Source organism: Ornithinimicrobium carbonis (assembly GCF_977012275.1).
In genome coordinates this window covers 3,027,976-3,048,188 of record NZ_OZ348993.1, presented here as the reverse complement: position 1 = coordinate 3,048,188, position 20,213 = coordinate 3,027,976, and the positions used below count along the sequence as shown (strand labels likewise).

The window sequence follows — 20,213 nt, the reverse complement described above, 5'->3', positions numbered from 1 at the left end:
CGTCATGTCGGACGGCACGACACGCGAAGCCAGAATCACCATCACGACAGCGATGCTGCTCGCGGTGCCCGCCGGGGTCGGCGCCATCGTCGCCACCGCACCAGGCACGGGGACAGCGGTCGCTGCGACGGACCCGACGAAGGTGTCGGACGGCTTCGCGCCGTGGCCCAGCCTCCACTCGGAAGGAGCACGACAGTGAAAAGAAACATGGGCATCGCTGCTTTCGCGGCCATCGCCCTGCTACCCATGGGGCTGGCCAACCCTCCCGCCGTCACCCCAGCCGGTGCCGACATCCCTGCGCTCGTGGCGGCGCAGCCCGATGAGCAGGACCGCTACAAGGACAAGGCCGAGAAGGTCAAGGAGAAGCAGGAGAAGACGATCGACCAGGCCGACCGTGAGGCTGCGGCCGCTCGAGCGCTGCAGGACGGCGCGCTCAACCCGATGATGGTGGTAGACGCCGAGATGATCACCGCGGCTGCGGCCCCCGGTGATGCGCCCCGCTACTTCAGCCACCCGAACTACGCGAACAGCCCGCTGCCCGAGTTGACGACGGCAGCGGGCGACAGCGTTCTGGTCGGCAACGACGTGATCCAGCGGACGAACCCGACAGACACCGCGTCGAACGTCCTCGTGATGAGCCCAGGGGTGCTGTCCGACGGCTTCCTGAACGGGTTCCAGACCTACGTCCAGGCCGGGTCGGAGGGGCTCCCCTTCCATGCGTACGTCCTTCGGCCGACGGGAAACCCGGACAACCCGAACGAGTACACGGTCGTCTTCGACAGCGGGCAGCTCGTGACGCCCGCCACGACCGGCGTGGCCGCATACGGCGTGACCAACTTCGAGGTCATGGCGGGTGACCGCATCGCCCACTACGGTCAGGGCATTCCCTACACCCCCGGATCGGGCACGGACAGCATCTACTACCCCTCTGCTGCACTGCCCGCCCAGGGCTCGACGATCACCCTGGGGACGGCTCCCTACCCGCCGTACACCGCCCAGGCGCGGACGTACTCCTTCGCGGCGAGCATGGTGGGTCCGCAGGAGGTGACCATCACCGGTGGGATCCGCAAGTTCGTCGACCCGCTGCCGGAGATCCCAGCCGCCGTCGCCGACACGGCGTCCTTCCCCGTCGACGGGACGACGCCGGCTGCCGACTACTACGAGATCGCCCTCGTCGAGTACACCCAGCAGCTGCACCAGGACCTGCCGGCAACCACGCTGCGCGGCTACGTGCAGCTGGAAACCCCCGCGAACGCGGACGCGAACAGCGCCCACTACGACCTCGGCAACGGGTACTTCGGCTACACCGCGCCCAGCTATCTGGGCCCGGCCATCGTGGCCCAGAAGGACAAGCCGGTCCGGATCAAGTTCCGCAACCTGCTGCCGACGGGTGCGGAGGGCAACCTGTTCCTGCCGGTGGACACCACGGTGATGGGCGCGGGTATGACGCCCGAGGGTCACGAGATGATGGAAGCCATGCCCGACATGGTCGACCCGCAGGTCCCCATGTGCAACGACCCTGCGACGAAGCCCGGTCTGGTGGCGAGCGGGGACTGCTACTCCGACAACCGGTCGATCATCCACCTGCACGGCGGCATCACCCCGTGGATCTCCGACGGCACCCCGCACCAGTGGATCACGCCGGCGAACGAGGACACCCCGTTCCCTGAGGGCGTGAGCGTCAAGAACGTGCCGGACATGGATCCGGCGGCTGAGGACCCGACCGACGGCGTCCAGACGTTCTACTACACCAACGCCCAGAGCGCGCGGCTGATGTTCTACCACGACCACTCGTGGGGCATCACGCGACTCAACGTGTACGCCGGCTCGGCCGCGCCATACATCATCCAGGACGAGACCGAGCAGGCCTTGGTCACTGCCGGGACCATTCCGGACGCGGCCTCGACGATCCCGCTCGTGTTCCAGGACAAGACCTTCGTGCCCAACCAGGCCCAGCTCGACCTTCAGGACGAGACGTGGGACACGACGGCCTGGGGTGGCGAGGGAAGCCTCTGGCTGCCGCACGTCTACTCCCCGGCGCAGAACCCGGGCGACGTCTCCGGTGTCAACGCCTACGGCCGCTGGGCCTACGGTCCGTGGTTCTGGCCGCCGACGAACAACGTGGAGTACGGCCCGATCGACAACGCGTACTTCGATCCCACCTGCGACCCTGAGGCGGGCTGGTGCGAGCCGGCGCTGATGCCTGGTGTGCCGTACAACTCGATGGGCATGGAGGCGTTCATGGACACCCCCATGGTCAACGGGGCGGCCTACCCGACCACGACCCTGGAGCCCAAGCCCTACCGGTTCCGGATCCTCAACGCGGCCAACGACCGGTTCTTCAACCTGTCGATGTACCAGGCGGTCGACGCCAACGGCACGGTGTGCGACGGCACCACCGCACCGGTGGCCGAGAGCACCGGGGTGGCGTGCACCGAGGTGGCGCTCAACCCGGACGAGGTCGCAGCCGCGCTGGAGGACCCGACGGTCTTCCCGACGCCGGTCGCCGGCACCGAGGGCCCGGACTGGGTCGTCATGGGCACCGAGGGCGGCTTCCTGCCGGCCCCGGTCGAGGTCCCGGCGCACCCGACCACCTGGGTCAACGACCCGACCGTGTTCAACGCCGGCAACGTCGACCAGCACTCGCTGCTCGTCGCACCCGCCGAGCGCTTCGACGTGGTGGTGGACCTGTCGCAGTACGCCGGCCAGACGCTGATCGTCTACAACGACGCACCCGCGGCGTTCCCGGCACGCGACCCGCGCTACGACTACTACACGGGCAACGGCGACTACCGCGAGTCCGGTGGCACGGCGTCGACCCTTCCGGGGTACGGGCCCAACACCCGCACCGTCATGCAGATCAAGGTCGCGGACACCGCCCCGGCTCCGGCGTTCGACGTCGGCAAGCTCAGCACCGCATTCAACCACACGGCTGACGGAAAGGGCGTGTTCGAGGCCGGGCAGAAGCCGATCATCGTCGGCCAGGGCGAGTACAACAGCGCGTACGGCACATCGTTCCGGACAGCCCTCCCGCGCAACGGCACAGTGCAGATCTACGACACGTCGCTCACTTTCGACCGGCTCGTCGACCCGGATGCGGACACCGCGCCCGGCGCCCCCTTCACCACCTCTACGGTGGCCGAGCGGCTGACGACCGATCTCAAGCCCAAGATGATCCAGGACGAGATGGGCGAGGCCTTCGAACAGGAGTACGGGCGCATGAGCGGGTTCCTGGGGGTGGAGACACCGAACGCCCAGGCCGGTCTGCAGAACATGATCCTGTACGGCTTCTCGATGCCACCCACCGAGGTGCTCGACGGCATCGAGCTGCCGCCAGGCATGGAGGCCACGCCGATCTCCTCTGCCGCGGACGGCACGCAGATCTGGAAGTTCACGCACAACGGGGTCGACACGCACCCCATCCACTTCCACCTGTATGACGTGCAGCTGCTCAACCGCGTCGGCTGGGACGGGATCGTCCGCAAGCCGGAGGCGACCGAGCTCGGCTGGAAGGACACCGTCCGGATCAGCCCGCTGGAGGACACCATCGTCGCGGTGCGGCCGATCATCCCGCCGATCCCGGAGGAGTGGGGCGGACTGCCGAACAGTGTCCGGCTGCTCGACCCGTCCATGCCGGCAGGCGCCTACCTGGCGAACACGACGCAGCAGGAGGCGCTGGGCCTGCCGCTCATGGCCTTCAACCCCGACGGTGAGCCGATCGACGTGCTCAACCACTACGTCAACTTCGGCTGGGAGTACGTGCTCCACTGCCACATCCTCAGCCATGAGGAGATGGACATGATGCGCTCCCAGGCCGTGGCGGTGAACCCAACAGCGCCCACCGGCATCGACTACGTGCCGTCAGGCAACGGCAGGAACCGGATCAACACGGTGACGTGGACAGACAACTCGAAGAACGAGACCGCCTTCGTCATCGAACGGCGCGTCGAGGGCTCCACGGGTCCGTGGTCGGAGATCGCCATGGTCCAGACCGAGGACCGGGTCAACCTCACGAGCCTGTCCACGGCGACCACCGAGACCGGTGCAGCAACCGGTGAGGCCACGTACGTGGATGCGATCGGCAACACGAACACCCTGTACGAGTACAACGTGTACGCGATCAACACGGTCGGGGACACGTGGGACTACTCGGACCCGGCGTTCAACAACATCCCGCCGGGAGGAGGCTTCCCGACGATCACGGTCGACAGCCGTGGCACCGGGCAGGTCGCCGGCGACCCGGTCGACGCACCGACCGGGCTCACCGGGACGCTCACCGTGAAGAACAAGAAGACCTCCACGGTGAACCTCAGCTGGACGGACAACTCGGACAACGAGACCGGGTTCCTCATCCAGCGCACCAACAGCGACGGAACCAACCTCGTGAACGCCACGGTGGGTGCAGGCACCAGCACGTTCACGCAGACCGTCACCTCCGGAGTGGCCTACCTCTACCGGGTGCACGCCTTCAGTGACACCACCCAGTCGAGCTGGTCCAACACCCTCGCGCTGCCGTGACCTGCGGTCGCTGACAGGGCACAGGGGCCCGGGTGGATGCGAAGGCATCCGCCCGGGCTCCGTCCTGACCGGGGCATCAGAGACGGCTGCGCGAGGCCCCGGGTGGGTGTCGTGGGCGACGCCCGGTGATAGAGCCCCGCCCGGTGGGCAGCCTTCGTCGCCCTGACGTGGGACTTCTCCATGGCCATCGAGCGCCTGCGCGGATTCGGACTCAAGGTCACGGACCGCTACGCCCCCGCCCACCTTCGTGAGCTCGACCGGAGACGTGAGGCACGCGGCGCCTGAGGCGCCCTCGTGAGCGCTCGAGGCCCGTCTCGACGTGCGGCGTCCGCGCAACCCCTCCTCAGAGGAGACCCTGCGCCCACGTCCGGGCCCGGTCCGCCTCCCCGTCCAGGAGCGGACCCTTGTCTCCGTGCACCCAGAACTTCTCGGGTGCCGCCACCATCGTGCAACCCAGCGCCCGCAGCCTCTTGGCGGCCGCCCTGCTGGCCGTGCCGGGAAGGTTGGGCTTGCGGGTGTGCGTGTCGAAGGTCGCCACCTTCAGGGTCGCGCTCCCGGCGGCGTCCAGCCACTCCCGGATCCCGGTCGTCGGCGGGTGCCCGCCGCGTCCGGCAGCGTCCTCCCGGGTCTGGGGCCGGCTCATCCCGAAGGCGTGCGTCGGTGCGCCGACGACGAGCAAGTCCACGTCGAGGCTCTCGAGCGGAGGGGCGCTCCCGACGTCGACGAGATCCGTCCCGTCGCCGAGCCCCGCGGCCACCGCCTCCGCGACCTCCCGGGTGTTGCCGAACGCGGACTCGTAGACGACCAGGTACGTCATGGACCTCACCTCTGCGTGGTCCTTCCAGCACACACCCGTCCGTGGGGGACCGCAAGGAGGTCGGCTGTCTACCGCGTCACAGTCCGCCCGGACGCGCGGCGGGCCGCCCCACGCACGACACTGGGACCCATGAGCGAGGGCGCCGTTCCGTGGGTGCTCCACGTCGACCTCGACGAGTTCCTCGCCGCGGTCGAGGTGCTGCGCCGTCCGGAGCTAGGCGGGACCCCGGTCGTCGTGGGCGGGCGCGGTGACCCCACCGAGCGGGGAGTGGTCGCCACCGCCTCCTACGCCGCCCGCGAGCTCGGCGTCCGCTCCGGTATGCCGCTGCGCACGGCCCTGCGCAAGGCTCCGGAGGCGACGTTCCTCCCCGCGGACCACCAGGCCTACGAGGAGGCGTCCGCCTCCGTGATGGCGACCCTGCGCGGTCTGGAGGGGGTGGTCGTGGAGGTGCTGGGGTGGGACGAGGCCTTCCTGGGCGTCGTCACCGACGACCCGGAGGGCGTCGCGCAGCACGCCCGGTCGGAGGTGTTGGCGGCGACCGACCTGCACTGCTCGGTCGGCATCGGGGACAACAAGGTCCGCGCGAAGATCGCCACCGGCTTCGGCAAGCCGCGCGGCATCTTCCGGCTGACCGACCAGAACTGGTTCACGGTGATGGGGGACCGGCCGGTCGTCGACCTGTGGGGCGTCGGCCCCAGGGTCTCGCGCAGGCTGGCCGGTCACGGCGTACGCACCGTCAGCGAGCTCGCCCGCGCCCCGGTCGAGGTGCTCACGCAGGAGTTCGGCCCCCGGATGGGCCGCTGGTACCACGAGCTCGGCAGCGGCCTCGGCCCCTCCGTCGTGGACGACGCTCCGTGGGTCGCCCGCGGGCACAGCAGGGAGAGGACCTTCCAGGAGAACCTGACCTCGCCGGAGCAGGTCGACGAGGCCGTCCGGGACCTCGCCACCCGGGCGTTCGCCGACACCGCCCGGGAGGGACGGGCCGTGGTCCGGGTGACGCTCAAGGTGCGCTACGCGCCCTACTTCACCACAATCTACGGCCGCAGGCTGCCTGCGCCGACGACGGAACGCGACGACGTGGTGGCCGCGGCCCTGGCGCTGACCGAGCGCCTGGAGGCCGGCCGGGAGGTCCGGCTGCTCGGCGTGCACGCGGAGATGGTCATGCCCGATGGACCCGGCCGGGCGGACCGCACCCCGGTCCGTGGGCGGATCTGATGCGGGCGGACCTGATCAGGGTGCTTCGGCCCGCCGGGCCAGCCGCTGCGGCACCAGCCGCAGCGCCAGCCGCGCCCAGGCCCGCACCTCGTCGGTGACGGGGCGGGCGAGCAACCCCTCGGCGTCCACCCACTGCATCTCCGGCTCGTCCCCGTCGAGGACCGGCAGCCCGGCCGCGGTCCGCGGACCGTCCCCCACCACCTCCGCGACGTAGACGAGGTCGATGTGCTGGTGCCCCGGGGAGATGTCCTCCACCTGGATCCCCTCCGGCCGCACCAGCTGGCGGGGCGACCCCGGGGCGTCGTGGTCGATGCCCGGCGACCCCACGAGCCGCACCTGCAGCCCCGTCTCCTCGCGCGTCTCCCGAAGCGCTGCGTCGTCGGGCAGCTCGTGCGGTTCGACGTGGCCGCCGGGGGGCAGCCACAGGCCCACCTTCCGGTGCGGGTGCAGCAGCACGTGCCCGGCGTGGACGACGAACACCGCGACGGTGAAGTGCTTGGTGATGCCGTCCGGTGGTTCCCGGTCCTGCACGTGGCCCATGGCCCCGACCCTAAGGGCGCAGGTGTGCCGTGCTCCTGCCGGTAGGGTTTGACGGGCACCGGCCCACCCGGACGCGCCGCACCACCGCACCGCACACGCATACCCGAGGAGCCCACCCGTGTCCCAGATCATCGTCCACGTCGCAGGCAGCGAGCGCGCGGTCGAGCAGGGCACCACGGCCGCCGAGCTCTTCGCCGACGACCCGCAGGTGGTCGTAGCCCGCCTCGACGGCGAGCTCGTCGACCTCGCCCACGTCCTTCCCGACGGAGCGAGCGTGGACCCGGTCCTGGTGAGCGAGCCCGACGGTCTGGACGTGCTCCGCCACTCCTGCGCCCACGTCCTGGCCCAGGCCGTCCAGCAGACCTTCCCGGACGCGAAGCTGGGCATCGGCCCGCCGATCCGCGACGGCTTCTACTACGACTTCGACGTCGAGGAGCCGTTCACCCCCGAGGACCTCAAGCGCCTCGAGAGGTCGATGCAGAAGATCATCAACACCGGTCAGACCTTCGCCCGGCGCGAGGTCGAGGACGACGCGGCCCGCGCCGAGCTGTCGGGCGAGCCCTACAAGCTCGAGCTCATCGGCCTCAAGGGCAGGTCCGCCGACGAGGCGGCCGAGGGCGCGGGCGTCGAGGTCGGTGGCAGCCAGCTGACCGTCTACGACAACGTCGACCGCACCGGTCAGGTCGTCTGGGGCGACCTGTGCCGCGGTCCGCACCTGCCGACCACCAAGATCATCGGCAACGCCTTCAAGCTCATGCGCAGCGCCGCCGCCTACTGGCGCGGCAGCGAGAAGAACCCCCAGCTGCAGCGCATCTACGGCACCGCCTGGCCGAGCAAGGAGGAGCTCAAGGCCCACCTCGAGCGGCTCGCCGAGGCCGAGCGCCGCGACCACCGCAGGCTCGGGGCGGAGATGGACCTGTTCTCCTTCCCCGAGGAGGTCGGCCCGGGCCTGCCCGTCTTCCACCCCAAGGGCGCGATCCTGCGCCGCACCATGGAGGACTACGTCTGGCAGCGGCACGTGGAGGCCGGGTTCTCCTACGTCACCACCCCCCACCTGTCCAAGGAGGGGCTGTTCCACACCTCCGGGCACCTGCCCTACTACGCCGACGGGATGATGCCCGAGCTGGACGACGACGGTCAGGCCTACCGCATCAAGGCGATGAACTGCCCGATGCACAACCTCATCTACCGGTCCCAGCAGCGCTCCTACCGCGACCTGCCCCTGCGCTACTTCGAGTTCGGCACCGTCTACCGCAACGAGAAGTCCGGCGTCCTGCAGGGCCTGACCCGGGTGCGGATGATCACCCAGGACGACAGCCACTCCTACGTCACGAAGGAGCAGGCGCCCGGCGAGGTCAAGCACCTGCTGGACTTCGTGCTCGGGCTGCTGCGCGACTTCGGCCTGGACGACTACTACCTCGAGCTGTCCACCCGCGACGAGACCGGGGAGAAGAAGGACAAGTTCATCGGCACCGACGAGCAGTGGGCCGAGGGCACCGCGGTGCTGGAGCAGGTCGCCCGCGGGTCCGGGCTGGAGCTGGTGGACGACCCCGGGGGCGCGGCCTACTACGGACCGAAGATCTCCGTCCAGGCCCGGGACGCGATCGGTCGCACCTGGCAGATGTCGACCATCCAGTACGACTTCAACCAGCCCGAGCGCTTCGGCCTGGAGTACTCCGCCTCCGACGGCACCCGCCAGCAGCCGGTGATGATCCACTCGGCCAAGTTCGGGTCGATCGAGCGGTTCATCGGCGTGCTCACCGAGCACTACGCCGGCCAGTTCCCGCCGTGGCTGGCTCCGGTCCAGGTGCTCGGCGTGCCGGTGGCCGAGGACTTCGACGGCTACCTGCAGGACGTCGCCACCCGGCTCCGGGGCGAGGGCGTCCGGGTCGAGCTCGACCTGTCCGACGACCGGTTCCCCAAGAAGATCCGCAACGCCAGCCGGTCCAAGGCGCCGTTCATCCTCATCGCCGGCGGCGAGGACCGGGACGCCGGCGCGGTGTCCTTCCGCTACCGCGACGGCTCGCAGAAGAACGGCGTGCCCCTCGAGGAGGCCGTGGCCGAGGTCGTGTCCGCCGTGCGCGGACGCGTCCAGGTCTGAGGGTCGTGGGCGGCGCGGGGGAGCGGGGTATGCCGTCGCTCGGCCAGGAGGCCGCGCGCGTGCGGGTGCGCCCCGTCCCCGACGACGAGGCGCTCCTCCTCGGCGCGCTCCACCTGCAGTCCCTGCGCCGCGACGGCGTCGAGCCGGACCCGGGACCGCCCAGCCACGTGCAGGCCTTCGCCGCGGCCTGGCGCTCCCGGTCCGCGGACCTGCCGGCCTGGGTGGCCGAGTGCGACGGGCAGCACGTCGGGCTCGTGCTGTGCCGGGTGCCGCCGCTGCCCCTGCTGGGTCCGGGCGTGCCCGAGGTGGTGGCGCTGACCTGCCTGGGCGGTTCCGAGGAGGCGGTCGCGCTCGCTCTGGTCCGCACGGTCGTCACCTGGTTCGGCCGGCAGGGGCACCTCTCGGTCGACGTGGCCGACGACGTCCGGCTGCCGGCCGCCGTGCTGGACGCCGCGCGCGCCGACGTCCTGCCCCGTCGCCGGGTCAGCCTGCCGACCAGGCCCTGAGCCGCAGGGGGGTCCTCAGCGGCGCTCGAGGACGAAGACCGGGATGGTCCGGTCGGTCCTGACCTGGTAGTCGGCGTAGGAGGGGAAGGCCGCCACGGCCCGCTCCCACCAGGCATCGCGCTCGGGCCCCTCCTCCAGAAGCCGGGCCGAACGCACGTGCTGCTCGGTGCCGTCGTGCACGAGCACGTCGGCGTGCGCCCGCAGGTTGTGGAACCACTGGGGGTGCTCGGGGGCACCACCCTTGCTCGCCACCGCCAGGTAGTCGCCGTCGTGCTCGACCCGCATCAGCGGCACCCGGCGCAGCATCCCGCTGCGCGCCCCCCGCATGGTCACCACGACCACCGGCCGCCCCTGCACCTGGACGGACCGGGTGTCACCCGACTCGTCGATCTCGGCGAGCTGGCGCGCGACCCACGTGCTGCGCTCGGGGAGGTAGGCGGCGGCCTCGGGTCCGGACTGCTGGGGGAACGGCATACCCGCACAACACCGCCCGACCCCGACGTCTTCCCCGGTCCGGGCCGGTCGTCCCCGGTCGCGGCCGGGCGGCGACGTAGGATCGGGCCATGACCGACGGACCCGCGACGGTGAGCGACGCCGAGGGACTGCCCGGCACCGCCGACGGCTTCGAGCGACTCTGGACGCCCCACCGGATGGCCTACGTCAAGGGCGAGCGACCCAGCGCGGACGCGGGGAAGGGGTGCCCCTTCTGCGCGGCGCCCGGCAAGGACGACGAGACCGGCCTGATCGTCCACCGGGGCCGCACGTGCTTCGTGGTGCTCAACCTCTTCCCCTACAACCCCGGCCACCTGCTCGTGTGCCCCTACCGGCACGTGCCGCTCTACGTCGACCTCACCGACGAGGAGACGGCCGAGTTCACGGCGCTGACCAAGCAGGCCATCCGCGCGGTCGAGGCGGCCAGCGGGCCGGCCGGCTACAACCTGGGGATCAACCAGGGCGACGTCGCCGGGGCGGGCGTGGCGGCGCACCTGCACCAGCACCTCGTCCCGCGGTGGCTGGGGGACGCCAACTTCCTGCCGATCGTCGCGCGGACCAAGGCCCTGCCGCAGCTTCTGGAGGACGTGCGCCGCCAGCTCGTCGACGCCTGGCCGACGGGCGAGGGCGAGCAGCGCTGATGCTCAACCGCTACGCACGCGGGACGTTCACCAGGGTGTTCGGTCCGCTGGCCCGGCTGCTGCTGCGCCTGGGCGTCCACCCGGACCTCGTCACCGTCGTCGGCACGCTGGGCGTGGTCGTGGGCGCGCTGTGGTTCTACCCCCGTGGTGAGCTGTGGTGGGGGACGCTGTTCATCACCGCCTTCGTCTTCGCCGACCTGGTCGACGGCACGATGGCGCGGATCTCCGGCCGGGCCAGCCCCTGGGGCGCCTACCTGGACTCCACCCTCGACCGCCTCGGCGACGCCGCCGTCTTCGGCGGACTGGTGCTGTGGTTCCTCGGCCCGGGGGAGCGCCCGTTGGACGGGTACCTCGCCCTGGCCTGCCTCGTGCTGGGCTTCCTCGTCTCCTACGCCAAGGCGAGGGCGGAGTCCCTCGGCTGGCGCTGCGAGGGCGGGATCGCCGAGCGGGCCGACCGGCTCGTCGCCGTGCTCGTGGCCACCGGGTTCACCGGCCTGTTCCTGCCCGCCTGGGTGCTCACCGTCGTCCTGGCGCTGCTGGCCCTCGCCTCGCTGACGACCGTGGTCCAGCGGATGGGGATGGTGCGCCGCCAGGCGCTGGCCGCCTGAACCGGGCACCCGGGCCGGACTCGTAGACTGGAGCGCCGCACCCGCGTGCACCCACCCCTGTCCCGCGACCCCGGCACGGTCGCCCGCGCTCCCGAGAGGCACCGATGAGCGAGCCCACCACCCACACCACCGGCACGACCCGCGTCAAGCGGGGGATGGCCGACATGCTCAAGGGCGGCGTCATCATGGACGTCGTCACCGCCGAGCAGGCCAAGATCGCCGAGGACGCCGGCGCCGTGGCCGTCATGGCCCTCGAGCGCGTCCCGGCCGACATCCGCGCCCAGGGCGGGGTGTCCCGGATGAGCGACCCCGACATGATCGACAGCATCATCGAGGCCGTCTCCGTACCGGTCATGGCCAAGGCCCGGATCGGGCACTTCGTCGAGGCCCGGGTGCTGCAGAGCCTGGGGGTGGACTACGTCGACGAGTCCGAGGTGCTCACCCCGGCCGACTACGCCAACCACATCGACAAGTGGGCCTTCACCGTGCCCTTCGTCTGCGGGGCCACCAACCTCGGCGAGGCGCTGCGCCGCATCACCGAGGGTGCGGCGATGATCCGCTCCAAGGGCGAGGCCGGCACCGGAGACGTGTCCAACGCGACCACCCACATGCGGGCCATCCGTGGGGAGATCAACCGCCTCACGGCGATGGCGCCCGACGAGCTCTACGTGGCCGCCAAGGAGCTGCAGGCTCCGTACGACCTCGTCAAGGAGGTCGCCGAGACCGGCAAGCTCCCGGTCGTGCTGTTCACCGCCGGCGGCATCGCCACCCCGGCGGACGCCGCGATGATGATGCAGCTGGGCGCCGAGGGCGTCTTCGTCGGCTCGGGCATCTTCAAGTCCGGGAACCCCGCCCAGCGTGCCGCCGCCATCGTCAAGGCGACCACCTTCCACGACGACCCGGACACGATCGCCGAGGTCTCCCGCGGGCTCGGCGAGGCGATGGTCGGGATCAACGTCGACGACATCCCGGCACCGCACCGCCTCGCCGAGCGCGGGTGGTGACGGAGGCCCACCCGAGCGGGCCGGCCACCGACGCGCCGCTCGTCGGCGTCCTGGCGGTCCAGGGCGACGTGCGCGAGCACGTCCGGGCCCTGGAGCTGGCCGGTGCCCGGGTCCGCACGGTCCGCCGCCCGGCCGAGCTCGAGGGCCTGGACGGTCTGGTCGTGCCCGGCGGCGAGTCCACGACGATCGACCGGCTCTGCCGGATCTTCGGCCTGCACGAGCCGGTGCGCCGGCTGGTCGCCGACGGGCTGCCGGTCTACGGGTCCTGCGCCGGGATGATCCAGCTGGCCGAGGAGATCCTCGACGGCCACGCCGAGCAGCAGTCCTTCGGCGGGATCGACATGACCGTGCGCCGCAACGCCTTCGGGCGGCAGGTGGACTCCTTCGAGTCCGACCTGCACGTCGAGGGGCTCGAGGACGCCGACCGACCCTTCCGTGCGGTGTTCATCCGCGCCCCGTGGGTCGAGCGCCTGGGCGCGGACGTGCAGGTCCTGGCCCGGGCCGACGGGCACCCGGTCGCGGTCCGCCAGGGCGCCCTGCTGGCGACCTCCTTCCACCCCGAGGTCACCGACGACCACCGGGTCCACGCGCTGTTCGTCCGCATGGTCGAGCAGGCCCGGGCGGCGACCTGACCGGCCGGGCGCGGATATGCCGTTCCCGCCGGGCGTGGTCCGGCGGTTGGGTCGCGGCGGTGGTCGGCCGGTAGCATCGGTCCCCGGTTTCCACGGCCGTTTGCAGGCACGAGAGGACGAGGCATGTCGGGACACTCCAAGTGGGCGACCACGAAGCACAAGAAGGCCGCGATCGACGCCAAGCGCGGCAAGCTCTTCGCCAAGCTGATCAAGAACATCGAGGTGGCGGCCCGCACCGGCGGTGGTGACCCCGCGGGCAACCCGACCCTCTTCGACGCCATCCAGAAGGCGAAGAAGACCTCGGTCCCCAACGACAACATCGACCGCGCGGTCAAGCGCGGGTCGGGCGCGGAGGCCGGTGGCGCCAGCTACGAGGCGCTGACCTACGAGGGCTACGCCCCGGGCGGCGTCGCGCTCTACATCGAGTGCCTCACGGACAACAAGAACCGCGCCGTCATGGAGGTGCGGACCGCGCTGTCGCGCAACGGCGGGTCGATGGCCGACAGCGGCTCGGTGGCCTACCTGTTCAACCGCAAGGGCCAGGTCGTCGTGCCCCGCACCCAGGAGACGGGCGAGGTGACCGAGGACGCCCTCCTGGAGACCGTGCTGGAGGCGGGGGCCGAGGAGGTCAACGACCTCGACGACGCCTTCGAGATCATCAGCGAGGCGACCGACGTCGTCGCGGTGCGCACCGCCCTGCAGGAGGCCGGCCTGGACTACGACTCCGCCGAGGTGACCTTCGTGCCCAGCATGGAGGTGCCGCTGGACGCCGACGGCGCCCGCAAGGTCATGCGCGTCGTCGACGCGCTCGAGGACTGCGACGACGTCCAGAACGTGTACTCCAACGCCGACATCTCCGACGAGGTCCTGGCCGAGCTCGACGAGGACTGATCCGCCGGACGCCCTGGAGGGCGGGGCCCCGGAGCGACGGGACCGGGTGGAGCGTGTCGCACCGGGGCCGGAGGGCCCGCGGTGGGTAGCGTGGGGTGCGAACACCTGTCCACACCGGTGGCCACCCGCGTCCGCGGGCCGGTCCGCAGCCCGAGGAGGTCGACCGTGCGCGTGCTCGGCGTCGACCCCGGCCTGACCCGCTGCGGCCTGGGCGTGGTCGAGGGCCTGCCGGGCCGGCGGCTGCAGATGGTGGCCGTCGGCGTGGTGCGCACCCCCGTCTCCGACGAGCCGCAGGACCGGCTGCTGTCGGTGCAGACGGAGATCGACCAGTGGCTGGCGGACTGGCGGCCCGACGCGATCGCCGTCGAGCGGGTCTTCGCCCGGGCCAACATCAGGGGCATCATGGGCACCGCCCAGGCCTCGGCCATCCCGATGCTGGCGGCCGCCCGGCTCGGTCTCCAGCTGGGCATGCACACCCCCTCCGAGGTCAAGGCCGCGGTCACCGGCAACGGCCGCGCCGACAAGGCCCAGGTGACCCACATGGTGACCAGGATCCTGCAGCTCGCCGACCCGCCCCGGCCGGCCGACGCGGCCGACGCCCTCGCGCTGGCGATCTGCCACGTGTGGCGCGCCGGGACCGACGGGAGGCTGGGCGTGGTCACCAGCACGACCAACCGCATCCACGAGGCCGAGCGGCAGGCCCAGGCGGGGGCCCCCAACCGGCTCGCGCAGCTCCACACCCAGCACCGCGCCGCAGCCCGGGCCGCGACGGCCCGCGCGTCGGCGCGCCCCGCCCCCAGCAGGAGGAACGTCTAAGTGATCGCGTCCGTCCGCGGCCCCGTGCGCCACGTCGGCCTCGACCGCGCCGTCGTCGAGGTGGGGGGCGTGGGTCTGCTCGTGCACACCACGCCCGCCACCGTGGCCGAGCTCCGAGCCGGCCAGGAGGTCACCCTCGAGACCACGCTGGTGGTGCGCGAGGAGTCGCTGACCCTCTACGGCTTCGCCGACCCCGACGCCCGGTCCCTCTTCGAGCAGGTGCAGACCGTCTCGGGGGTGGGTCCGCGGCTGGCGCTGGCGATGCTCTCCGTCCTCGCGCCGGACGACGTGCGCCGCGCGCTGGCCCAGGGGGACCTGGCCACGCTGACCAAGGTGCCCGGCATCGGCCGCAAGTCGGCCGAGCGGCTCGTGCTGGAGCTCAAGGACAAGGTCGCGGCGGTCGGGGGAGGGACCGGGGCCGGCGGCACGGTCTCCCGGCCCGCCGGGACGCCGGAGGAGGCGGTCGCCTCCCAGGTCCGGGAGGCGCTGGAGGGGCTAGGGTGGTCGACGCGCCAGGCGACCGACGCCGTCGCGTCCGTCACCGGTGGTGAGTCGGCGCCGACCGAGGTCTCCGCGGTGCTGCGCGCCGCCCTGCGCGAGCTGGGCCGATGAGCGCTCCGTCCGGGGACGACGGGCGGGTGGTCGACCCCGCGGGCACCGAGGAGGAGCGGCGCATCGAGGCCGCGCTGCGGCCGCGTCGACTCGCGGAGTTCCCCGGCCAGCGCCGGGTGCGCGACCAGCTGGGCCTGGTGCTGGAGGCCGCCCGGCGACGCGGGAGCCCTCCGGACCACGTCCTGCTCTCCGGTCCGCCCGGCCTGGGCAAGACGACCCTGGCGATGATCATCGCCGGCGAGCTGGAGCAGCCCATCCGGATCACCAGCGGGCCGGCGATCCAGCACGCGGGGGACCTCGCCGCGGTCCTGTCCTCGCTCGTGGAGGGTGAGGTCCTCTTCCTCGACGAGATCCACCGGATGTCCCGCCCGGCGGAGGAGATGCTCTACCTGGCCATGGAGGACTTCCGGGTCGACGTCATCGTCGGCAAGGGCCCCGGGGCCACCGCCATCCCGCTGGAGCTGCCGCCCTTCACCGTCGTCGGGGCGACCACGAGGGCCGGGCTCCTGCCGGCCCCGCTGCGCGACCGCTTCGGCTTCACCGGCCACCTGGACTTCTACGACACCGCCGACCTGGTGACGATCCTGACCCGCAACGCCGAGCTGCTGGGGATCGAGGCCGACGAGGAGGGGATCACCCAGATCGCCTCCCGGTCGCGGGGGACGCCCCGCATCGCGAACCGGCTGCTGCGCCGGGTGCGCGACTGGGCCCAGGTGCACGGCCGTCACGTCGTCGACGAGCCGGCGGCCCAGGCGGCCCTGGAGCTCTTCGACGTCGACGTCCTCGGGCTGGACCGGCTCGACCGGGCGGTCCTGGAGGCCCTGTGCACGCGGTTCGGCGGTGGGCCGGTCGGCCTGTCCACGCTGGCCGTCGCGGTGGGGGAGGAGCCCGACACCGTGGAGACGGTCGCCGAGCCCTACCTGGTCCGGGAGGGGTTCATGGTCCGCACCCCGCGGGGGCGGGCCGCCAGCCCGGCCGCGTGGGAGCACCTCGGCCTCACCGCCCCGTCCCAGGCCGCGGCCGGTGCGCACGCCTCAGGAGGTGTCCGGCTCGGGGGCGGGCCCCCTCCCGGAGGACAGGTCCCGCTGCCCTGGGACCTGGACGGCGTCGAGGACCGCGCGGAGGGCGGGGACGACGGCGACAGCCGCACGGCCTGACCGGCGCGCCGCCGGACACGGGGCCCGTGTCTTTGGCGGGTCCGCCGCGCTCACCTAGACTGCCCCGGGTGCCCGATCCCCGGCCGACGACGGCCGCTGCCCGGACGGCACCGCACGCTCACCACCCGAAGGGTCGACCATGACGCCACTGGCCACCGCCGCCGCAGCACCTGCTGCGGGCGGGGGACTCACCACGCTGCTGCTGCTCGGGATCCCGTTCCTCGTGCTGCTGTACCTGATGATCTCCCAGCGCCGCCGGGCCCGCACCGTCGCCGAGGCCCAGGCGTCGCTGCAGGTGGGTGACGAGGTGATGGCCGCGGCCGGGATCTTCGGCACGGTCGCCGGGGTCGAGGACGACGTGGTCCTGCTGCAGGTGGCCGAGGGTGTGGTGCTGCGCGTGGCCCGGCGCGCGATCGTCCCGCCGGGCACCGACGCCAGCGGCCGCGTGGCCCGCACCCGCCGCGACGAGCGGCCGGGGGAGACCGCCTGATGTCGATGTCGGCACGCGGCTCGCGCCGCGAGGAGGACCTGCCCGGCTCCGGTTCCACCACCACCCGCACGCAGAGCCGGGGCGGCGCCTCGCGCCGACGCGGGCCCCAGGGCGCCCGCAAGGCCCGCATGCGGGGGCCGCTGCGAACCCTGACCACGCTGCTCGTGCTCACCGTCATGCTCTTCGCCGGGATCGGCGCCGCCCACCTGTGGGGCACCCCGAAGGCGCCCCTCGCCCCGCAGCTGGGGCTGGACCTGGCCGGCGGTCGCCAGGTGGTCCTCGCGCCCCTCACCGAGGGCGGCGCCTCGATCGACGCCGACCAGCTCGAGCAGGCCATCGACATCATCCGCCGCCGGGTGGACGCCACCGGTACCTCCGAGGCGGAGGTCACCCGGCTGGGTCAGAACATCTCGGTCGCCATCCCCGGCGACCCCTCGCCGGACCAGCTGGAGGCCCTGAGCCGGTCCTCGCAGATGGCCTTCCGCCCGGTGCTCGTCGCCGAGCCCGTCTTCGCCCCGGGCGAGGAGCCGCAGATCCCCCGTGAGCTCCCGCTGCCGGACGACCAGCTCTCCGAGCAGGTCGAGCAGCTCCAGCCGCCCGCGGCGCCGGAGGAGGCCGACGAACCGGCCGGCGACGAGGCGACCAGCACCGACGAGAACCGCGGCGGTACGGCGCTGCCTGCCTCGTCCACCGAGGAGGCTCCGGCCACCGAGGCGCCGGCCACCGACGACGCGGGTGCCACCGAGGAGCCGCTCACCGAGGAGCCCGCCACCGAGGCACCCCCGGTGACCAACCCCTCCGACCTGGCACAGGTCACGCCCGAGATCCAGCAGACCTTCGCCGAGACCACCTGCGAGGACCCCGACCTGGCCGACCGAGCGGCCGTCAGCCCGGCCGCGCAGCCGCTCGTCGTCTGCAACACCGAGGGCACCGAGAAGTACGTCCTCGGCCCGGTCGAGCTCTCCGGCGGCAACCTCACCGACGCCACGGCCGGCCCCGAGCAGGCCCAGGGCGGGGCGGTGACCGGCCGGTGGGAGGTCGTGCTGACCTTCGACGACGAGGGTGGCGACGCCTTCGCCGACGTCACCACGCGGCTCATGGGCTATCCCCAGGACTCCGCGCAGAACAGGTTCGCCATGGTGCTGGACGGCGAGGTCATCTCCGCCCCGACCGTCAACAGCGTCATCAGCGCCGGCATCGCGACCATCACGGGCGACTTCACCGTCGAGGAGGCCGAGACCCTGGCCAACCAGCTGCGCTTCGGCGCCCTGCCGGTCTCCTTCGACGTGCAGACCTCCGAGCAGATCAGCCCCACCCTCGGTGGGGAGCAGCTGCGCTGGGGCCTGATCGCCGGTGCCGTCGGCCTGGGCCTGGTCTTCCTCTTCATGCTCGTGCAGTACCACGCCCTGGGCCTGGTGGCGATCGGCTCGCTGATCCTCGCGGCGATCATCGCCTACGGCGCGGTCACGCTGCTGGGGTGGGCGATCAACTTCCGCCTGACGATGGCCGGCGTCACCGGTCTCATCGTGGCCATCGGCGTCACGGCGGACAGCTTCATCGTCTACTTCGAGCGCGTCCGGGACGAGGTCCGCTCCGGGCGCCCCCTCCGCTACGCCGTCGACACCGGATGGGAGCGTGCCCGCCGCACGATCATCATCTCCGACCTGGTCAACCTCATCGCCGCCGGCGTCCTGTACTACCTGTCCGAGTCCGGGGTGAAGGCGTTCGCGTTCACCCTCGGCCTGACCACCCTCATCGACCTCCTCGTCGTGATGATGTTCACCCACCCGGTGGTGAGCGTCCTGGCCAACACCAAGTTCTTCGGCGAGGGCCGCCGCTGGTCGGGCATGGAGCCCGAGCGTCTCGGCGCCAAGCGCTCCGCCTACCTGGGTCGCGGCCAGTTCCGCGAGCCCGAGCCCGAGGTGCTCGCACCCGGACGGCGGCGCCATACCCGTGAAGAGCTGGAAGGGGGGGTGGTCTGATGTCGCGCTTCAGCCAGTTCGGCAACGACCTCTACTCGGGCAAGCGGTCCTTCGACATCGTCGGCCGCCGCACCCTGTTCTACGTCGTCTCGCTCGTGCTGCTGGGCCTGTCGCTGTTCGGGCTGCTGGGCAAGGGCCTGAACTTCGGCATCGAGTTCCGCGGCGGCACCGAGCTGCGCGTGAGCCAGGTGCAGGAGATGACCGACTACGAGAGCCGGGCCCAGGAGGTCGTGCAGGCGCCGGTCGACGGGGGCACCACCGCCGTCACCCGCATCGGCGACGACACGGTCCGCGTCCAGACCGGCGAGATGACCTCGCCGGAGGCCGAGGCCCTGCGCGCCGAGCTGGCCGAGGAGTTCGAGGTGCCGGTGTCCGCCGTCACCAGCTCGCTGGTCGGACCGTCCTGGGGCGAGAGCGTGACCACCCGGGCGCTCATCGCCCTGGGCGTCTTCCTCCTGCTGGTGACCGTGGTCCTCACGCTCTACTTCCACACCTGGAAGATGGCCGCGGCCGCCCTGGTGGCCCTGCTGCACGACGTGGTCTTCACCGTCGGCGTCTACGCCCTCCTGGGCATCGAGGTCTCGCCGGCCTCGGTCATCGGGTTCCTGACCATCCTGGGCTACTCGATCTACGACACGATCGTGGTCTTCGACAAGGTCAAGGAGAACACCGACCACGCGATGGACACGCGTCGGTCGACCTACGCGGAGGCCGCCAACACGGCGGTGAACCAGACGTTCGTCCGCTCGATCAACACCTCGGTGGTGGCGCTCCTGCCCGTGGCCGTCATCCTGCTCGTCGGGGTGACCATCATCGGCCCCGGCACCCTCGTCGACCTGGCCTGGGCGTTGTTCATCGGCATCGCGGTCGGGACCTACTCCTCGGTCTTCGTCGCCACCCCGCTGCTGGTCCACCTGCGCCAGGGCGAGCTGGACATCCGCAAGCACGACGCGGGTGTGCGCAAGCGGCGCCAGCGGGCCGAGAGCCGTTCGGGCCGCGGTGAGGCCACCGCGGAGGCGATGGCGACGACGCCGACCGTCGACGGGCCCAGCGACCCCGAGCCGGCAGCGGTCGGCGCGGCCGCCCCACCCGCGGAGGAGGGCACGCGGGCGACGACCGCGGGCCGTCAGCTGCACCCCTACGCCCAGCGCGGACCGCGCAACCAGCCCCGGCGCAAGCGCCGCGGCTGAC

General features: G+C 72.0%; 18 protein-coding genes. 15 read left to right on the top strand and 3 right to left on the bottom strand.

The annotated features are described in order from the left end of the window. Positions 1-207: 207 nt before the first annotated feature. On the top strand, positions 208-4,518 hold the full coding sequence (locus tag ACWHYA_RS14015) for a multicopper oxidase domain-containing protein (RefSeq protein WP_425942674.1): 4,311 nt from the start codon (positions 208-210) through the stop codon (positions 4,516-4,518). Positions 4,519-4,861: 343 nt separating this feature from the next. Here ACWHYA_RS14015 and ACWHYA_RS14010 read toward each other — a convergent pair whose 3' ends face one another. Further along, entirely contained in the window at positions 4,862-5,335 is a 474-nt protein-coding gene (locus ACWHYA_RS14010; RefSeq protein ID WP_425942673.1) for a flavodoxin family protein, read from the bottom strand. Between the two features lie 129 nt (positions 5,336-5,464). Between ACWHYA_RS14010 and ACWHYA_RS14005 the strand changes: the two genes are divergently transcribed. Beyond that, positions 5,465-6,550, top strand: a complete 1,086-nt coding sequence (locus ACWHYA_RS14005) for a DNA polymerase IV (protein ID WP_425942672.1) — start codon at positions 5,465-5,467, stop codon at positions 6,548-6,550. 15 nt (positions 6,551-6,565) lie between these two features. Here ACWHYA_RS14005 and ACWHYA_RS14000 read toward each other — a convergent pair whose 3' ends face one another. After that, positions 6,566-7,090 carry an NUDIX hydrolase gene (locus tag ACWHYA_RS14000; protein ID WP_425942671.1) on the bottom strand — a complete coding sequence of 175 codons (525 nt, stop codon included), beginning with the start codon at positions 7,088-7,090 and terminating at the stop codon, positions 6,566-6,568. A 118-nt stretch (positions 7,091-7,208) separates the two neighbouring features. Between ACWHYA_RS14000 and thrS the strand changes: the two genes are divergently transcribed. Both thrS and ACWHYA_RS13990 read left to right on the top strand, forming a co-directional pair. Beyond that, positions 7,209-9,191, top strand: coding sequence for a threonine--tRNA ligase (gene thrS / locus ACWHYA_RS13995; RefSeq protein WP_425942670.1), 1,983 nt, complete (start codon positions 7,209-7,211; stop codon positions 9,189-9,191). Positions 9,192-9,220: 29 nt separating this feature from the next. After that, positions 9,221-9,697 (top strand): hypothetical protein, encoded by a 477-nt coding sequence (locus ACWHYA_RS13990; RefSeq protein WP_425942669.1) that lies wholly within the window; start codon positions 9,221-9,223, stop codon positions 9,695-9,697. Positions 9,698-9,712: 15 nt separating this feature from the next. Here ACWHYA_RS13990 and ACWHYA_RS13985 read toward each other — a convergent pair whose 3' ends face one another. Further along, positions 9,713-10,171 carry a nitroreductase family deazaflavin-dependent oxidoreductase gene (locus tag ACWHYA_RS13985; RefSeq protein WP_425942668.1) on the bottom strand — a complete coding sequence of 153 codons (459 nt, stop codon included), beginning with the start codon at positions 10,169-10,171 and terminating at the stop codon, positions 9,713-9,715. An 89-nt stretch (positions 10,172-10,260) separates the two neighbouring features. Between ACWHYA_RS13985 and ACWHYA_RS13980 the strand changes: the two genes are divergently transcribed. The 11 genes from ACWHYA_RS13980 to secF all read left to right on the top strand — a co-directional run bounded on the left by ACWHYA_RS13980 (position 10,261) and on the right by secF (position 20,212). Then, the gene (locus ACWHYA_RS13980) at positions 10,261-10,830 is read left to right on the top strand and encodes an HIT family protein (protein ID WP_425942667.1); all 570 of its coding nucleotides are present in this window, start codon (positions 10,261-10,263) and stop codon (positions 10,828-10,830) included. Further along, positions 10,830-11,438, top strand: a complete 609-nt coding sequence (pgsA, locus tag ACWHYA_RS13975) for a phosphatidylinositol phosphate synthase (protein ID WP_425942666.1) — start codon at positions 10,830-10,832, stop codon at positions 11,436-11,438. The genes ACWHYA_RS13980 and pgsA overlap by 1 nt, the downstream gene beginning before the upstream one ends. Before the next feature lie 104 nt (positions 11,439-11,542). Next, on the top strand, positions 11,543-12,442 hold the full coding sequence (gene pdxS / locus ACWHYA_RS13970; RefSeq protein ID WP_425942665.1) for a pyridoxal 5'-phosphate synthase lyase subunit PdxS: 900 nt from the start codon (positions 11,543-11,545) through the stop codon (positions 12,440-12,442). Beyond that, the gene (pdxT, locus tag ACWHYA_RS13965; RefSeq protein ID WP_425942664.1) at positions 12,439-13,074 is read left to right on the top strand and encodes a pyridoxal 5'-phosphate synthase glutaminase subunit PdxT; all 636 of its coding nucleotides are present in this window, start codon (positions 12,439-12,441) and stop codon (positions 13,072-13,074) included. Before pdxS ends, pdxT begins: the two co-directional genes overlap by 4 nt. Positions 13,075-13,197: 123 nt before the next feature. Then, entirely contained in the window at positions 13,198-13,965 is a 768-nt protein-coding gene (locus ACWHYA_RS13960) for a YebC/PmpR family DNA-binding transcriptional regulator (protein WP_425942663.1), read from the top strand. 165 nt (positions 13,966-14,130) lie between these two features. Then, positions 14,131-14,781, top strand: a complete 651-nt coding sequence (gene ruvC, locus ACWHYA_RS13955; protein ID WP_425942662.1) for a crossover junction endodeoxyribonuclease RuvC — start codon at positions 14,131-14,133, stop codon at positions 14,779-14,781. Next, the gene (gene ruvA / locus ACWHYA_RS13950) at positions 14,782-15,393 is read left to right on the top strand and encodes a Holliday junction branch migration protein RuvA (protein ID WP_425942661.1); all 612 of its coding nucleotides are present in this window, start codon (positions 14,782-14,784) and stop codon (positions 15,391-15,393) included. It abuts the gene before it with no gap. Further along, complete coding sequence (gene ruvB / locus ACWHYA_RS13945; protein WP_425942660.1) at positions 15,390-16,550, top strand: Holliday junction branch migration DNA helicase RuvB; 1,161 nt, start codon at positions 15,390-15,392, stop codon at positions 16,548-16,550. The genes ruvA and ruvB overlap by 4 nt, the downstream gene beginning before the upstream one ends. A gap of 139 nt (positions 16,551-16,689) precedes the next feature. Continuing rightward, positions 16,690-17,040 (top strand): preprotein translocase subunit YajC, encoded by a 351-nt coding sequence (yajC, locus tag ACWHYA_RS13940; RefSeq protein ID WP_425942659.1) that lies wholly within the window; start codon positions 16,690-16,692, stop codon positions 17,038-17,040. After that, positions 17,040-19,022, top strand: coding sequence for a protein translocase subunit SecD (gene secD, locus ACWHYA_RS13935; RefSeq protein ID WP_425942658.1), 1,983 nt, complete (start codon positions 17,040-17,042; stop codon positions 19,020-19,022). The genes yajC and secD overlap by 1 nt, the downstream gene beginning before the upstream one ends. Beyond that, positions 19,022-20,212 (top strand): protein translocase subunit SecF, encoded by a 1,191-nt coding sequence (gene secF / locus ACWHYA_RS13930; RefSeq protein WP_425942657.1) that lies wholly within the window; start codon positions 19,022-19,024, stop codon positions 20,210-20,212. The genes secD and secF overlap by 1 nt, the downstream gene beginning before the upstream one ends. The last annotated feature ends 1 nt before the right edge of the window (position 20,213 follow it).

Excerpts from the sequence above, each read along its gene's own strand:
- secF (WP_425942657.1), top strand. The coding sequence starts at position 19,022 with ATGTCGCGCTTCAGCCAGTTCGGCAACGACCTCTACTCGGGCAAGCGG.
- ACWHYA_RS13985 (WP_425942668.1), bottom strand. The coding sequence starts at position 10,171 with ATGCCGTTCCCCCAGCAGTCCGGACCCGAGGCCGCCGCCTACCTCCCC.
- ACWHYA_RS13980 (WP_425942667.1), top strand. The coding sequence starts at position 10,261 with ATGACCGACGGACCCGCGACGGTGAGCGACGCCGAGGGACTGCCCGGC.
- yajC (WP_425942659.1), top strand. The coding sequence starts at position 16,690 with ATGACGCCACTGGCCACCGCCGCCGCAGCACCTGCTGCGGGCGGGGGA.
- ACWHYA_RS14010 (WP_425942673.1), bottom strand. The coding sequence starts at position 5,335 with ATGACGTACCTGGTCGTCTACGAGTCCGCGTTCGGCAACACCCGGGAG.
- pdxS (WP_425942665.1), top strand. The coding sequence starts at position 11,543 with ATGAGCGAGCCCACCACCCACACCACCGGCACGACCCGCGTCAAGCGG.
- ACWHYA_RS13990 (WP_425942669.1), top strand. The coding sequence starts at position 9,221 with ATGCCGTCGCTCGGCCAGGAGGCCGCGCGCGTGCGGGTGCGCCCCGTC.
- ACWHYA_RS14005 (WP_425942672.1), top strand. The coding sequence starts at position 5,465 with ATGAGCGAGGGCGCCGTTCCGTGGGTGCTCCACGTCGACCTCGACGAG.
- ACWHYA_RS14000 (WP_425942671.1), bottom strand. The coding sequence starts at position 7,090 with ATGGGCCACGTGCAGGACCGGGAACCACCGGACGGCATCACCAAGCAC.
- pgsA (WP_425942666.1), top strand. The coding sequence starts at position 10,830 with ATGCTCAACCGCTACGCACGCGGGACGTTCACCAGGGTGTTCGGTCCG.
- ruvB (WP_425942660.1), top strand. The coding sequence starts at position 15,390 with ATGAGCGCTCCGTCCGGGGACGACGGGCGGGTGGTCGACCCCGCGGGC.
- secD (WP_425942658.1), top strand. The coding sequence starts at position 17,040 with ATGTCGATGTCGGCACGCGGCTCGCGCCGCGAGGAGGACCTGCCCGGC.
- ACWHYA_RS14015 (WP_425942674.1), top strand. The coding sequence starts at position 208 with ATGGGCATCGCTGCTTTCGCGGCCATCGCCCTGCTACCCATGGGGCTG.
- ACWHYA_RS13960 (WP_425942663.1), top strand. The coding sequence starts at position 13,198 with ATGTCGGGACACTCCAAGTGGGCGACCACGAAGCACAAGAAGGCCGCG.